The sequence below is a fragment of the Atlantibacter sp. RC6 genome, from assembly GCF_014193285.1.
GTDB lineage: Bacteria > Pseudomonadota > Gammaproteobacteria > Enterobacterales > Enterobacteriaceae > Atlantibacter.
On record NZ_JACHZE010000007.1, the window covers coordinates 86,733 to 100,931 of the forward strand.

The following is a 14,199-nucleotide window of genomic DNA, read 5'->3' on the forward strand; positions in this document are numbered from 1 at the left end:
ATCCCCCTGTAAGATCATCTCAGGTGAGGGCGTTGCGCGCCCTCACCTTTTTTATGCCGCAGACGGCGCCGCGCCGTTATTCAGATCGCGCTTCACTTCGGTGAACTGCTCGCCGTTTTTGTTATGCAGGTGCACTTCAAGTTGGTTGAACGCGATATTGATGTCGTTTTCACGACACAGACGATCGATGGTGCGGTTCAGTTCATCCACGGTGAAGCTACGGTCGCGCAGTTCACGAACGTACAAACGCAGTTCATGATCCAGCGTGCTCGGCCCGAAGGTCGTGAAGAACACCGACGGTTCCGGATCGTGCATCACTTTCGGATGCTCCATCGCCGCCTTCAGCAGGATCGCTTTCACCTTATCCAGATCCGATCCATAAGCCACGCCAAGACGGATCACCACACGGGTGATGGTATCGGTCAATGACCAGTTAATCAGCCGCTCGGTCACGAACGCCTTGTTGGGAATGATCACCTCTTTGCGGTCAAAATCGGTAATCGTGGTGGCGCGGATACGGATTTTGCTGACCGTCCCCGAGAAGGTGCCAATGGTCACGGTATCGCCAATACGCACCGGGCGTTCGAACAGAATAATGATACCGGAAACAAAGTTACCGAAAATCTCCTGCAAACCGAAGCCCAGACCAACCGACAGCGCCGCCGCCAGCCATTGCAGTTTGTCCCACGAAACCCCGAGCGAACCGAAGACCACCATCGCCCCGACGCCGATAATCACATAGTTTAAGATTGTCGTGATGGCATACGAGGTGCCCTGGCGCATATTGAGACGCGACAGCACCAGCACTTCCAGCAGGCCGGGCAAGTTGCGGATCAGCGCCCAGGCCACCGCAAAGGCCGCCAGCGCGAACAGCAGGCTGCCCATGGTGACGTGCTTGATTACCGCCGCACCCGCTTCGGTGCCGTTGTAATTCCATAACACCACGCTGTCGAGATAGGCGAACACGGTGATCAAATCCGACCAAATCGCCCAGAACACTACGCCAAACAGCGCGAACAAAGTGAGCATGGTCAGACGCAACGTCTGCTGGTTAACCTGATCGAGACCCAGCGGCGGCTCTTCTACCGGCTCGGCGCCCTCTGCGCCCTCTTTCACCAGATTCTGGCGACGGGCGATGGCGCGGCGATAGGCGATACGGCGCGCCGCGACGCTTAATCCGCGCAGCACGGTCTGGTACAGCAAGTTCCAGATAATCACCAGATAAACGGTATCAATCCAGCGTCCTGCCAGGCGCAGCGTGGTATAGAAGTAGCCTGTCGCCGTCAGCACCAGCAGCATAATCGGCACAATCGCCAGTACGGTGATGGTGACCAGACGCATGGTATGCGACTCTTTATCATGCCAGCTTTCCCGGCACATTGGCCAAATCAGCGCGGCAATCACCAGCAGGTTGATGAAGATTATCGCCTGACCCAGCACGTCATCCATCAGATTCAGCGGGGACAGCTCCGCCATCACTGACCAGAACAGCAGCGGCAATAGCGCCAGGCTTACGCGCACAATCTGGCGACGCCAGTGGTTGGTGAGCTGCGCCGGCATATTGAAATGGCTAACCGCCATGCCGTCTTTTTCCAGTACCCGCCAGCACACGCCGAACACCAGCCAGAACATGGCGAGTTTTTTACTGAACTCCCACAGCAAATCGCTGATGTTAATCTGCATAAACAACAGGATCAGCCCACATGCCAGGATGATGAGACACACCGGTAAAGCGCGGATAAAGTTAATCAGGATGGCTTTCGGGGTATGCAACTGGCTGTCGTTACGCAACTGTCCGACTTCGGAGGCCAGTTTCGCCAGATACTGCTTCAGCCAGCCAAAGCGCCAGCGGATCAGCCCGGCGATCAGTAATAGCGGCAAACCGGCAAGAAACGCCACGGCCACCGACGGCCAGGCTTTTTTCCAGTTCACCGTGATCTTCATGGTCTTAACCTGATCATGGACAGCGCCCGGGAACGCCTTAATCCAGTCCCAGTCCATCGGGCGGTTGCTGTTCACCCAGAAGATTTGCTGGGTCAGCATCTGTTCGAGATTTTTACTGACGCTCATCAACTGCTGCTGATTGATTTGCAGGTTGATCGCCATCATCAGCTGGGTGCCGAGCTGCTTGTTGAGCTGATCGAGCAGTTCGCGGCGCATATCCACCAGTTGCAATAGCGTGTCATGAACCTCAGCGTTGACTTCGCCCTGATGCCCCTCTTCCAGCTTCGCCACAAAGGTGTCGTTCTGGAACAGCGCGTCGCGCTGCTGGTTCAGGTCGAATTGCTCCAGACGCAGGTCGGCGATGCGGTTGGTCATATCCTCAAGTTCATCCGCCGACGGCAGCGTTTGCTGTTGCTGATACAGGATCCGTGACAGCAGCAGACTGCCTTTTAATACTGAGATTTGCTCTTTTAGATTCCGCTCCGATTGCAGCGCGCGATCCAGCCAGTTTTTAACTTTGATGTTCTGCTGCACCAGCGCATTGCCGTTTTCGGTAGCGGAAATCAGCCGCTGGCTGAGCTGGTGGTTAACTTCCAGTTCCTGCTTAACCAGCGGATTATTTTGCAAGCTGGAGGAGTCCTCCGGCGTCACCGCTTCCTGGGCAGTTTTTTCGGTCAGCGACAGGCGCTTGGTATTCGCTGCTTCCTGCAACAGCTGAAGCTGATGCTCAAGCTGATTAATATGAGCGGTGGTGTAATCGCGCTGTTTTTGCAGGCTATCCTGTAAAGCGGTGTTCCCTTCCAGGCTCTTACGCTGCTGATCGATCTGCGCGTTCAGTAATACCTGCTGTACCAGCATCAACGTCTGTTGGGAAGGACGTAGCGCCGCCTCGCCTGGCGTGGTGCCGTTGAGACGGTTCCTGATCTGCTGCAACTCCTGCGAGGCGGTATACATCGCGTTTTGCACCCGCTCCGGTTGGGTTTGCAGCGAGACCAGTTGGCTGTTAAAGGTCGAAAGGTCGTTTTGCGCGGATTGCAGATCGTCCACCAGCGTCGCGGTACGCGCTTCTAACTGGCGCAGCGACATCGCCTTAAAGGTTTGACGCAGGCTGTCGTCACTTTCAGGCGTGCTCAGGGCGTTCAACGCCTCGGTGGCCTGACGCATTTTTTCCGGCGCCTGGGCGACGCGCTGGCGCAGTTGCGTCGTCTCCTGCTTCACCCGCTCGATCTTGTCGAGGGTTTCCAGGGTTTCGGTGAGATCCTGCTGGACCAGCTTATCTTGCGCCGAGAGGGACTTTTGTTTTCCCAGCGCATCCAGTTGGCTCTGAATCTCAGCACGCGCCGGTAATTCGCCGTTGGACGCGGCGTTCGCAACGCCTGCGCAGAGCATAAAACCAGCCAGGAGAAGCCACACCAGCGTCATCACGCCGGCTATTTTGCGAAAGTGAAAATCGTGCTGCATAGTCTTTAAATGAGTGATTACAGGGCCGAGAATATATCGGGGATATTACGTGAAGCGCAGGATACCACGGGACGCGGGCGCAGAATAGCAAGGCTGCGGGGATAAAGAGAATTCCGACAATAGTGTGGGAATGTTAAGAAAGCGATGGTTTCTGGAGCGTCGGGCAAAACTGGTACATCTCAAGGAGGATGTTCACAAAGGCGCGCGCTTCGGCTTGTAAATCGAAAGTTTGTGGGGCGAATAACCAATTTTCCATTAAGCCGGTGATATAACTGCGCATCAAAATAGTGGCGCGATGTATATTCAGGGTATCGGGGAGCATTCTGGCAGCCATACAGTTACTTAACGCCTGTTCAATGCGTTCATGGCTGGCCAGGCAATATTCACGATGAAGCTGTTGCACGACCGCCATTTCGCCAACAAACTCACATTTGTGAAAGATTATTTCCATCATCAACCGGCGGCGTTCCTCTGAAACCGTAGCTTCAAGAATGTAAACCAGGATCTCTCTTAAAACTGACAGTGGATCGCCGGGATATTTTGCCTGATACTCAGTTTCAAGATCCCCAATACTGGACTCTGACAACTCCCAGATTTCACTAAACAAATCGGACTTGTTTTTGAAGTGCCAATAGATGGCGCCGCGCGTAACCCCAGCAGCCTGGGCAATATCTGCCAGTGACGTGGCCGAAACACCCTGCCGGGAAAACAAATGAATCGCCACATCAAGAATGTGGTTTCGTGTTTCCAGTGCCTGCTGTTTGGTTTTTCGTGCCATATGTTTGTGAATTTACAAGGGTCAGATTTACATACATTTATGAATGTATGTACCATATCACGACCATAATTTAAACGCAGCAATGGGTTTGTGGACGTTTGATCCATTAATCAATTTTGAAATCGGACACTCGAGGTTTACCTATGAACAAAAACAGAGGGTTAACGCCTCTGGCGGTCGTTCTGATGCTCTCAGGCAGCTTAGCGCTTACAGGATGTGACGACAAACAGCAGCAACAGCAGGCGCAGCACACGCCGGAAGTCGGCGTGGTCACGCTGAAAAGCGAACCTCTACCGATCACCACCGAGCTTCCAGGCCGCACCAGCGCGTATCGCGTGGCGGAAGTTCGTCCTCAGGTGAGCGGTATTATTCTGAAGCGTAATTTTGTGGAAGGTAGTGATATCGAAGCGGGTGTCTCCCTTTATCAGATTGATCCAGCGACCTACCAGGCCTCTTATGAGAGCGCCAAAGGCGATCTGGCGCGCGCCCAGGCCAGCGCCAATATCGCGCAGGTCACGCTGCGTCGTTATCAAAAACTGATCGGCACAAACTACATCAGTAAGCAGGATTACGATGACGCTCAGGCGACTGCCCAGCAGGCTAACGCATCTGTCGTCGCGGCGAAAGCCGCAGTGGAAACCGCGCGTATCAACCTCGCTTACACCAAAGTCACCTCCCCCATCAGCGGACGCATTGGTAAATCCAATGTCACCGAAGGCGCGCTGGTGCAAAACGGCCAGGCCACCGCACTGACCACCGTACAACAGCTCGACCCTATCTATGTGGATGTCACCCAGTCCAGTAATGACTTCCTGCGCTTGAAGCAGGAGCTGGCCAGCGGCGCGCTGAAACAGGAAAACGGTAAAGCGAAAGTCCAACTGGTGACCTCGGACGGAATTAAGTTCGATCAGGAAGGCACGCTGGAGTTCTCTGACGTGACCGTCGATCAAACCACCGGTTCGATTACCTTACGCGCGCTGTTCCCTAACCCGAACCACACCTTACTGCCGGGCATGTTCGTGCGTGCGCGACTGGAAGAAGGTGTGAATCCTAACGCGATTCTGGTGCCGCAACAGGGGGTAACCCGTACGCCGCGCGGCGACGCGTCTGCGATGGTCGTAGGCGAAGGCGATAAAGTCGAAGTGCGTCAAATCACCGCAACCCAGGCTATCGGGGATAAGTGGCTGGTGACTGACGGTCTTAAAACAGGCGATCGCGTGATTATTACCGGTTTGCAAAAAGTTCGTCCTGGCGCCCAGGTTAAAGCACAAGAAGTTACGGCGGATGCGGATAAACAATCCACCGCAGCCAATGCCGCGCCAGAACAACCGAAGTCTTAACTTAAACAGGAGCCGTTAAGACATGGCTAAGTTTTTTATCGATCGCCCAATTTTCGCGTGGGTAATCGCCATCATTATTATGCTGGCGGGGGGCCTTGCGATCATGAAACTGCCTGTGGCGCAGTATCCCACGATCGCGCCGCCGGCTATCCAGATCACCGCCATGTATCCGGGCGCCGATGCGAAAACCGTACAGGATACGGTAACGCAGGTTATCGAACAGAACATGAACGGTATCGATAACCTGCTGTATATGTCCTCTACCAGCGACTCGTCGGGTTCGGTGCAAATCACCATTACCTTCGATTCCGGTACGGATGCCGATATCGCCCAGGTTCAGGTGCAGAACAAACTGCAACTGGCGATGCCATTGCTGCCGCAAGAAGTGCAACAGCAAGGCGTGAGCGTTGAGAAATCGTCAAGCAGCTTCCTGATGGTTGTCGGGATGATTTCCACCGACGGTTCAATGACCCAGGAAGATATTGCCGATTACGTGGGCGCGACGGTGAAAGATCCGATCAGCCGTACCACCGGCGTAGGCGACGTGCAGCTGTTCGGTGCGCAGTATGCGATGCGTATCTGGATGGACCCGAATAAACTGACTAACTTCCAGCTCACGCCGGTTGACGTTATCAATGCAATCAAAGCGCAGAACGCCCAGGTTGCGGCAGGCCAGCTCGGTGGTACGCCGCCGGTGAAAGGCCAGCAGTTGAACGCCTCAATCATCGCGCAGACTCGTCTGACGTCGGCGGAAGAGTTCAGCAAGATCCTGCTGAAAGTGAATCAGGATGGTTCTCAGGTTCGCCTCAGTGATGTCGCTAAGGTGGAGCTGGGCGGCGAAAGCTATGACGTGATTGCCCGTTATAACGGCCAGCCGGCATCCGGCCTGGGGATCAAACTGGCAACCGGCGCTAACGCGCTGGATACCGCTGCGGCGGTGCGTCAAACCATTGAGAAGATGAAGCCGTTCTTCCCACATGGTCTGGAAGTGGTTTACCCGTACGACACGACCCCGTTCGTTAAGATCTCCATTAACGAGGTAGTGAAAACGCTGATTGAAGCTATCGTGCTGGTGTTCCTGGTCATGTATCTGTTCCTGCAGAACTTCCGCGCGACGCTGATCCCGACCATTGCGGTACCGGTGGTTCTGTTGGGGACCTTCGCCATCCTTGCCGTATTCGGGTACTCGATAAACACCCTGACGATGTTCGGTATGGTGCTGGCGATAGGCCTGCTGGTGGATGACGCCATCGTGGTGGTAGAAAACGTTGAGCGTGTAATGGCGGAAGAGGGCTTGCCGCCAAAAGAAGCGACGCGTAAATCCATGGGCCAGATTCAGGGCGCGCTGGTGGGTATCGCCATGGTGCTGTCAGCGGTGTTTATCCCGATGGCGTTCTTCGGCGGTTCAACCGGTGCGATTTATCGTCAGTTCTCCATCACGATCGTATCCGCGATGGTGCTGTCAGTGCTGGTGGCGTTGATCCTGACCCCTGCCCTGTGCGCCACCATGCTGAAACCGATCGCTAAAGGCGACCACGGCGAGGGTAAAAAAGGTTTCTTCGGTTGGTTTAACCGGATGTTCGATAAGAGCACCCATCACTACACCGACAGCGTAGGCAACATCCTGCGCAGCACGGGCCGTTACCTGCTGCTGTATTTGCTGATTGTCGGCGGCATGGCGTTCCTGTTCATCAAACTGCCCAGCTCGTTCCTGCCGGACGAGGACCAGGGCGTGTTCCTGACCATGGCGCAACTGCCTGCGGGCGCGACCCAGGAACGTACTCAGAAAGTGCTGGATGAGGTGACCGACTACTACCTGACCAAGGAAAAAGCCAACGTTAATTCGGTATTTACCGTAAACGGCTTCGGCTTCTCCGGTCGTGGGCAGAACACCGGTCTGGCGTTCGTCTCCCTGAAAAACTGGGATGAACGTCCGGGCGAAGAAAACAAAGTGGAAGCGATCACCGGCCGCGCCATGGCCCGTTTCTCGCAGATTAAAGATGCGATGGTGTTTGCGTTTAACCTCCCGGCGATTGTCGAACTGGGTACGGCGACCGGCTTTGACTTCCAGCTGATCGACCAGGCTAACCTGGGCCACGAAAAGCTGACCCAGGCGCGTAACCAGCTGCTGGGTGAAGTGGCGAAGCATCCGGATCTGCTGGCGGGCGTGCGTCCTAACGGCCTTGAAGATACGCCACAGTACAAAATCGATATCGATCAGGAGAAAGCGCAGGCGCTGGGCGTCTCAATCTCCGACATTAATACCACGCTGGGCGCTGCCTGGGGCGGTAGCTATGTGAATGACTTTATCGACCGTGGCCGCGTGAAGAAAGTGTACGTCATGTCCGAAGCGCAATACCGCATGCTGCCGGAAGATATCAATAACTGGTACGTGCGTAATGCCTCGGGGCAAATGGTGCCGTTCTCGGCCTTCTCTACCGCCCACTGGGAGTATGGTTCGCCGCGTCTGGAACGCTATAACGGCCTGCCATCCATGGAAATCCTTGGCCAGGCGGTTCCGGGCAAGAGTACCGGTGAAGCGATGAACATGATGGAAGAGCTGGCCAGCAAGCTGCCTACCGGTATCGGTTATGACTGGACGGGGATGTCCTATCAGGAACGGCTGTCCGGCAACCAGGCGCCTGCGCTGTATGCCATCTCGTTAATCGTGGTATTCCTGTGTCTGGCGGCGCTGTATGAAAGCTGGTCTATTCCGTTCTCGGTTATGCTGGTTGTACCGCTGGGGGTTATCGGCGCGCTGCTGGCAGCGACGTTCCGCGGCCTGAATAACGACGTGTACTTCCAGGTGGGCCTGCTGACAACCATTGGCTTGTCGGCGAAGAACGCAATATTGATTGTGGAATTCGCCAAAGATCTGATGGATAAAGAAGGCAAAGGCCTGATTGAAGCGACGCTGGAAGCGGTGCGTATGCGTCTGCGTCCAATCCTGATGACCTCGCTGGCGTTTATCCTTGGGGTAATGCCGCTGGTTATCAGCTCCGGCGCTGGTTCCGGCGCGCAGAACGCGGTGGGTACCGGTGTAATGGGCGGGATGATTACAGCAACGGTGCTGGCGATCTTCTTCGTACCGGTGTTCTTTGTGGTGGTTCGTCGACGTTTTAACCGTAAAAACGAAGATATTGAACACAGCCATACGGTGAAGCACTCCTGATAAACTAAGGCCGCGCAAGCGGCCTTTTTATTATCTTATCCCGCTTAGACCATCATTTGCGGGGCATATTAAGATGGCATTAGCATTGTTAAGCACAAACAGCAAGGTTGAATAAGGGCATATAACTCGCTCATTTAATCAGATAAGTCCTGGCTTTTCTCGAAAAGCTAAGGAATATTCCTGGAATTAAAGTAAAATTTAAAAACGGGTCGCGGCTTTATTTATCTTTATTTTTTCAGTCTATAATGAACACACAGTGAAAATCTCACCTGAAAGTATTACCTGTGCCGTACTGCATGTAACAAAGTGCATTAATTGTAATTTTTCGTAATAGCGCAGGGTAAAACCGTCAGGAGTGATTTATAGTTAAATAAGCTTGAAACCCGTGTGCTGAATCCCCATTCATCTGAGAGTGTTGCCCCTGTCGTGCTAAGTTTCTGAAAATTTTTTCGCTAAAAAGGGGGATGCGTTATGGACGAATACTCACCAAAACGGCATGATATAGCCCAGCTAAAATTCCTTTGTGAAAATCTCTATCATGACTGTTTGACTACCCTGGGCGATAGCAATCATGGTTGGGTTAACGATCCAACGTCAGCTATCAACCTGCAGTTAAATGAATTGATTGAGCATATTGCGAGTTTTGCGCTTAATTACAAAATTAAGTATGACGAAGACAATGCATTGATCGAACAGATTGACGAGTACCTCGATGATACCTTCATGTTGTTCAGCAACTACGGCATAAGCGCGCAAGATTTACAGAAATGGCGCAAGTCAGGTAATCGTTTGTTCAAATGCTTTGTTAACGTCAGCAAGGCCAACCCAGTGAGCCTTTCTTTTTAAAACTATTACAATCACTTACGGTGAAACTATGTCAGAAAAACCTTTAACAAAAGTTGATTATTTAATGCGTCTTCGACGCTGCCAGACGATTGATACGCTTGAGAGAGTTATCGAAAAAAATAAATATGAATTATCAGATAACGAACTGGCGGTATTTTATTCAGCTGCCGATCACCGTCTTGCTGAACTGACGATGAATAAGCTTTACGATAAAATACCGTCTTCTGTGTGGAAATTTATCCGCTAATTACCCGGATATTTCCTGGTAATATAGCTATAAAGTCCTAAAACCGGTATTACGCACGGTTAGTTACCGCTCCACTTCACGAGCTCGTCTGCAGGACATAGGGGAATGATTCCCGGCATGCCGCTGCAATGATTTTTGTTCACTTGTGGCCTCGAAGGGAACCCGTCATGAGTGAACAAAACCGCGTCTGCCTCCTCCCGGTTACGCCGGTCAATAAAAACCGAACTGTTATACTTTTTCTGAGACTTTCTGTTACTGTTTATGGTTCGTGCAGCTGATTACAATACAGTCGTCCTCCTTCCCGTTACTATTTTGTAGGTTCAGAATGACGGAAATACAGCACCTGCTCACCGAAACCATCGATACATTAAATCGTGAAGAAAAACGCGATAATCGCCCGCGTTTTAGCATCAGTTTTATCCGCAATCACCCGGGATTGTTTATCGCTATGTACATCGGCTGGTTCGCCACGCTGGTGGTCATGCTGCAATCAGAAACCCTGGCGGATTCCGTGTGGTTACTGGTGGTGCTGTTTGTGCTGATGAATGGTTTTTTCTTTTTTGACGTCAATCCTCGCTATAAATACGAAGACATCGACGTGCTGGATTTACGCGTTTGCTACAACGGGGAGTGGTACAACACCCGATACGTGCCGGCGTCGTTAATCGATGCCATCCTTCGCTCGCCACGCGTAGAGCCGGATAAAAAATCGCAGCTTAATGCGATGGTTAGCCGTAAAGGCAATCTGTCATTTTATGATGTGTTTTCACTCGATAAGGGTGCTAAAGCTTCCTGAATAGAAAGAGCCTGCAATATGCAGGCTCTTTGCGTTTCAGCGTTTCTTCTTCCCGCCCTGCACGGCCTTAAAACGCGGATTCGATTTGCAGATGACATACAGACGGCCCTTACGCTTGACGATCTGGCAGTCAGGGTGACGCTGCTTCGCGCTTTTTAACGAATTCAACACCTGCATTTACTGCTCCTTATTATTCTTGAAAAAACGGCCAAAACGTTGCTGGAAGCGCGCTGCGCTGCCCTCTGTCGTAAAGCTTTTTTGTTTCCCGGTGTAATAAGGATGGGAGGCTGACGACACATCAAGCGTCACATACGGGTAGACCACCCCGTCGCGCTCAATCTCACGATCGGTTTTAATGGTTGAACCCACCATAAAAAATTCATCCGCGCTGGTATCGTGAAATACCACCGTACGGTAATGGGGATGGATGTTCGCTTTCATACTCACCTTAATTGTTACGTTATAACATAATACAATCTTACGGCGTTAAGGCAGCCGTTGCAAGCGATTATCATTTGTGCGCATCGCGGCGCATTTCCTGAGTCAGCGAAACGATAATGTGCACATGGCCTGTTTCTGAAATAGCGTCATCATTCATAATGACTATCGAAAAAAAAGTGGCTCGCCGCTAATCTCGCCAGACACGTGAAACAAGATAAATACCTGCTCATTAAAGGAACGCAAATTGACATCAAGACGCATGGTCAGCCTGGTAACAGGCACGCTGGTTATGGCGGTGTTGTTGCCCATTTTGCTGAGTATCTGGCTGGCCCGTTACCAGGCGGAACAGCGGTTTCATCATGAACTGGCCTCTTACACCCAACGCATTAATCAGCTTGCCAGCGTCGTGATTGACGAGTCCAAAACCGCCCTTAAAGATATCAACCGTATCGACAGCCAGACCTGCGATCCTGCCCACTTGCAGGCAATGCGGCGCGTGGCGTTTACCTACCGCTTCGTTCAGGAAGTGCTCTTCGTTAAAGGTTCGCAGGCGCTTTGTTCTTCACTTGAACAGGAAAGTCATGTCTCACCCTTTCCCGCGCCCGAGAGGGTCAATAGCGAAGGCTATCGCTTCTGGTTTACCCCCAGTAACGATCTTGGCATTAACCACTATATGATCGCCATGAGCCACCGCGATCACATGGTCGTGCTGGATCCCCGCTCATTTATCGATGTTTTGCCTTTGGCCAGTTGGTCGATTGATTCTGCGGTGATTGGCTTAACGCGTAACCGGGTAGTGGTGTCCAGCGCCCCGCTCTCTTTAGCCGTCTGGCAGCACATGCGCGATGGCAATTTAACGCGCTACGAAGAGGCCGGGATCGTGTATTCGATGCTGCGTAACCCCCAGTCAAATTTTGCCGTGGTGGTTTGGGCATCCAGTCATCCTATGAAGGCGGCCAGTAACCAACAGCTGTTGCTGTGGCTGCCGGTAGGCATTCTGGTGAGCCTGTTGGCGGCGGCGCTGATGCTGAGGCTCCTCAGGCGCCTGCAATCGCCGCGCGCCCGGTTGCTGGACGCCATTCATTCCCGTGAATTTACGGTGTGTTACCAGCCGATTATTCGTCTCAGCGACGATAAATTTGTTGGCGCAGAAGCGCTGGTCCGTTGGCCTCAGGCAGATGGCAGCCTGCTCAGGCCGGACGTGTTTATTCCACTTGCAGAGCAGACCGGACTGATTAGCGAGATTACCCGTCTGGTGATTGATAAGGTGTTTAGCGAGATGGGCGACTGGTTACATCAGCATCCTGATTATCATATTTCGATTAATCTGGCCGCAGAAGATATCGCTGATAACGCGCTTCTGGCGCTGCTGACGGCGCGCTGCCAGCGCTATCAGGTAAGCCCCCGGCAGATTGCCCTTGAGATCACCGAGCGCGGGTTTGCCGATCCGCAGCGCACGGCGCCGATTGTGGAGCAGTTTCACCACGCCGGGCACCCGATTTATATCGATGATTTTGGTACCGGATATTCAAGCCTGAGCTATCTGCAAAATCTGACGGTAGATGTACTAAAAATCGACAAATCCTTTGTGGATGCGCTGGAATATAACGCTGTTGCGCCCCACATCATTGATATGGCAAAACATCTTCAACTGGAAATGGTTGCCGAGGGGATCGAAACCGAATGTCAGGCCCAGTGGCTGCGTGAACATGGCGTCCATTATGGCCAGGGATGGTTATACAGTAAGGCGCTACCGGGTAATGAATTGCAGTCCTGGTGCGAAACAGTCCGTGGCAGCACGGTTGCCCGCGCTGCCCGGTAGCGAAGCCGCTATTGATCCAGAATGGGCGCAAAACCGCCGTAGATCATTCGTTTACCGTCAAACGGCATTTCATCGCCGAAGGCTTTCATGCGCGGGTCTTCCATCATTTTTTTGTTGGCGGCATCGCGTACTTCTCTGGAGGGATATTCAATCCAGCTAAACACCACCTCTTCGTCATCGGTGGCTTTTACCGCCATCCGAAAATCGGTGAGCTTTCCGTCCGGAACATCATCAGCCCAGCACTCAACAATGCGTAACGCGCCAAACTCCCTGAACAACGGGGCCGCTTTGGCGGCCAGCGCCTGATAAGCCGCTTTTTTGTCCCGGGGCACAGCAACCACAAAACCATCGACATAGTTCATAACGCTTACCTCCACATGAGCAGCGTTGATCGTGCGTAGATAAGTGTAGCGGCTAAGCGCTTTTAACGGAGGAAAACAAAAAGACGAGCAGGCAGCTCGTCATAACGTACCGTCCATGATACGGGAAGTGGAGAGAGGCACCTACACAGCAAACCTTCGCTCGCCTGCAGGTTTATTATTATAGAGAGTCGTTAATGATTAAGCCTGACGCGGGATCGGGAAGCCTTTCACGGAAATAACAAAACAGTCGTCATGTTTTTTAATTTTCGCGCCCGCATCACACCAGTCGGAGGCGATTTTAAAGAATTCATCACCGCCGATTTGCCATCCCAGACGTACGTGTTTTACCCGTCCTGAACGTAACAGCTCGCAGGCCTGAGAGTAGTTTTCTGCATTACAGATCGTTTCTTTAATCATTTTCTTTTCTTCAGCAGTTTACGTAATGCTTTGATTTCTTTGTCAGTTAACGCTGGCGTTAGCGCTTCCTCGGTATGCTGGCTGTCGATCTCATGCTCTTCGACGTCAACATTATCATGGGCATTCAGCGCGTTAAGCAGCAGTTTTTCGGTTACAGAAGATAAGGTTTCGCTATTATCTTCGGCATAGTGACGAATACGCTCTTTTAATTCGCTATTAATTTTGACATTAAGAACTGCGGTGCTCATAGAAAATCCCTTAATCGAATTAATGATAAAGCGGCAGGAGTCATCTTTATTATTGAGTAGCAGAATAATGCAGAATTAATGTGACAAAAAAATGACGTATTTATGACATGTGAATAACAAGATAATAAAACGTGACGCGGATTAAGATGTGGCAGGAAAGCGGGAACAGATCGGCAGCACAAATGGGTGGGGGCCCTGCCAGCTACATCCCGGCACACACGTCATCTGCTTTGGCTGCTTCCTTCCGGACCTGACCAGGTAAACAAAGTAGTGTTGCGGGAGAACCAACAGAGCCCCCATTGAGAGCGTTTTTCAACGCGCAGGG

The 14,199-nt window shown here is 52.3% G+C and carries 13 protein-coding genes and 1 other RNA gene; 6 read left to right on the plus strand and 8 right to left on the minus strand.

Going from position 1 to position 14,199, the window contains the following annotated elements:
• Positions 1-51: 51 nt before the first annotated feature.
• A complete protein-coding gene (gene mscK / locus FHW74_RS15965) occupies positions 52-3,366 on the minus strand; it encodes a mechanosensitive channel MscK (protein WP_255459932.1) in 3,315 nt (1,104 codons plus the stop codon).
• Between the two features lie 172 nt (positions 3,367-3,538).
• Entirely contained in the window at positions 3,539-4,183 is a 645-nt protein-coding gene (gene acrR / locus FHW74_RS15970; protein ID WP_183171369.1) for a multidrug efflux transporter transcriptional repressor AcrR, read from the minus strand.
• A 143-nt stretch (positions 4,184-4,326) separates the two neighbouring features.
• Here acrR and acrA point away from each other — a divergent pair, with 143 nt between their 5' ends.
• The 5 genes from acrA to FHW74_RS15995 all read left to right on the plus strand — a co-directional run bounded on the left by acrA (position 4,327) and on the right by FHW74_RS15995 (position 10,584).
• The gene (gene acrA / locus FHW74_RS15975; protein WP_183171370.1) at positions 4,327-5,523 is read left to right on the plus strand and encodes a multidrug efflux RND transporter periplasmic adaptor subunit AcrA; all 1,197 of its coding nucleotides are present in this window, start codon (positions 4,327-4,329) and stop codon (positions 5,521-5,523) included.
• Between the two features lie 22 nt (positions 5,524-5,545).
• Positions 5,546-8,695, plus strand: a complete 3,150-nt coding sequence (gene acrB / locus FHW74_RS15980; protein WP_183171371.1) for a multidrug efflux RND transporter permease subunit AcrB — start codon at positions 5,546-5,548, stop codon at positions 8,693-8,695.
• 471 nt (positions 8,696-9,166) lie between these two features.
• Entirely contained in the window at positions 9,167-9,541 is a 375-nt protein-coding gene (tomB, locus tag FHW74_RS15985) for an Hha toxicity modulator TomB (RefSeq protein WP_183171372.1), read from the plus strand.
• A gap of 28 nt (positions 9,542-9,569) precedes the next feature.
• A complete protein-coding gene (locus tag FHW74_RS15990) occupies positions 9,570-9,788 on the plus strand; it encodes an HHA domain-containing protein (protein WP_183171373.1) in 219 nt (72 codons plus the stop codon).
• Between the two features lie 325 nt (positions 9,789-10,113).
• Complete coding sequence (locus FHW74_RS15995; protein WP_183171374.1) at positions 10,114-10,584, plus strand: YlaC family protein; 471 nt, start codon at positions 10,114-10,116, stop codon at positions 10,582-10,584.
• Between the two features lie 36 nt (positions 10,585-10,620).
• On the opposite strand, the gene ykgO is transcribed toward FHW74_RS15995, so the two are convergent.
• Entirely contained in the window at positions 10,621-10,761 is a 141-nt protein-coding gene (gene ykgO, locus FHW74_RS16000) for a type B 50S ribosomal protein L36 (protein ID WP_125294096.1), read from the minus strand.
• Positions 10,762-11,025, minus strand: a complete 264-nt coding sequence (locus tag FHW74_RS16005) for a type B 50S ribosomal protein L31 (protein ID WP_183171375.1) — start codon at positions 11,023-11,025, stop codon at positions 10,762-10,764.
• A 244-nt stretch (positions 11,026-11,269) separates the two neighbouring features.
• Here FHW74_RS16005 and FHW74_RS16010 point away from each other — a divergent pair, with 244 nt between their 5' ends.
• Positions 11,270-12,847, plus strand: a complete 1,578-nt coding sequence (locus FHW74_RS16010; RefSeq protein WP_183171376.1) for an EAL domain-containing protein — start codon at positions 11,270-11,272, stop codon at positions 12,845-12,847.
• 8 nt (positions 12,848-12,855) lie between these two features.
• On the opposite strand, the gene FHW74_RS16015 is transcribed toward FHW74_RS16010, so the two are convergent.
• The 4 genes from FHW74_RS16015 to ffs all read right to left on the minus strand — a co-directional run bounded on the left by FHW74_RS16015 (position 12,856) and on the right by ffs (position 14,164).
• The gene (locus FHW74_RS16015; RefSeq protein WP_183171377.1) at positions 12,856-13,209 is read right to left on the minus strand and encodes a DUF1428 domain-containing protein; all 354 of its coding nucleotides are present in this window, start codon (positions 13,207-13,209) and stop codon (positions 12,856-12,858) included.
• Positions 13,210-13,407: 198 nt separating this feature from the next.
• Positions 13,408-13,626 carry a hypothetical protein gene (locus tag FHW74_RS16020; RefSeq protein ID WP_183171378.1) on the minus strand — a complete coding sequence of 73 codons (219 nt, stop codon included), beginning with the start codon at positions 13,624-13,626 and terminating at the stop codon, positions 13,408-13,410.
• Complete coding sequence (locus FHW74_RS16025) at positions 13,623-13,874, minus strand: hypothetical protein (protein ID WP_183171379.1); 252 nt, start codon at positions 13,872-13,874, stop codon at positions 13,623-13,625. The genes FHW74_RS16020 and FHW74_RS16025 overlap by 4 nt, the downstream gene beginning before the upstream one ends.
• A gap of 193 nt (positions 13,875-14,067) precedes the next feature.
• An RNA gene (gene ffs / locus FHW74_RS16030) (signal recognition particle sRNA small type) lies at positions 14,068-14,164 on the minus strand.
• Positions 14,165-14,199: the final 35 nt, after the last annotated feature.

Excerpts from the sequence above, each read along its gene's own strand:
- FHW74_RS16015 (WP_183171377.1), bottom strand. The coding sequence starts at position 13,209 with ATGAACTATGTCGATGGTTTTGTGGTTGCTGTGCCCCGGGACAAAAAA.
- FHW74_RS16020 (WP_183171378.1), bottom strand. The coding sequence starts at position 13,626 with ATGATTAAAGAAACGATCTGTAATGCAGAAAACTACTCTCAGGCCTGC.
- acrB (WP_183171371.1), top strand. The coding sequence starts at position 5,546 with ATGGCTAAGTTTTTTATCGATCGCCCAATTTTCGCGTGGGTAATCGCC.
- ykgO (WP_125294096.1), bottom strand. The coding sequence starts at position 10,761 with ATGCAGGTGTTGAATTCGTTAAAAAGCGCGAAGCAGCGTCACCCTGAC.
- acrR (WP_183171369.1), bottom strand. The coding sequence starts at position 4,183 with ATGGCACGAAAAACCAAACAGCAGGCACTGGAAACACGAAACCACATT.
- acrA (WP_183171370.1), top strand. The coding sequence starts at position 4,327 with ATGAACAAAAACAGAGGGTTAACGCCTCTGGCGGTCGTTCTGATGCTC.
- FHW74_RS15995 (WP_183171374.1), top strand. The coding sequence starts at position 10,114 with ATGACGGAAATACAGCACCTGCTCACCGAAACCATCGATACATTAAAT.
- FHW74_RS16025 (WP_183171379.1), bottom strand. The coding sequence starts at position 13,874 with ATGAGCACCGCAGTTCTTAATGTCAAAATTAATAGCGAATTAAAAGAG.
- FHW74_RS15990 (WP_183171373.1), top strand. The coding sequence starts at position 9,570 with ATGTCAGAAAAACCTTTAACAAAAGTTGATTATTTAATGCGTCTTCGA.
- FHW74_RS16005 (WP_183171375.1), bottom strand. The coding sequence starts at position 11,025 with ATGAAAGCGAACATCCATCCCCATTACCGTACGGTGGTATTTCACGAT.
- tomB (WP_183171372.1), top strand. The coding sequence starts at position 9,167 with ATGGACGAATACTCACCAAAACGGCATGATATAGCCCAGCTAAAATTC.
- mscK (WP_255459932.1), bottom strand. The coding sequence starts at position 3,366 with ATGACGCTGGTGTGGCTTCTCCTGGCTGGTTTTATGCTCTGCGCAGGC.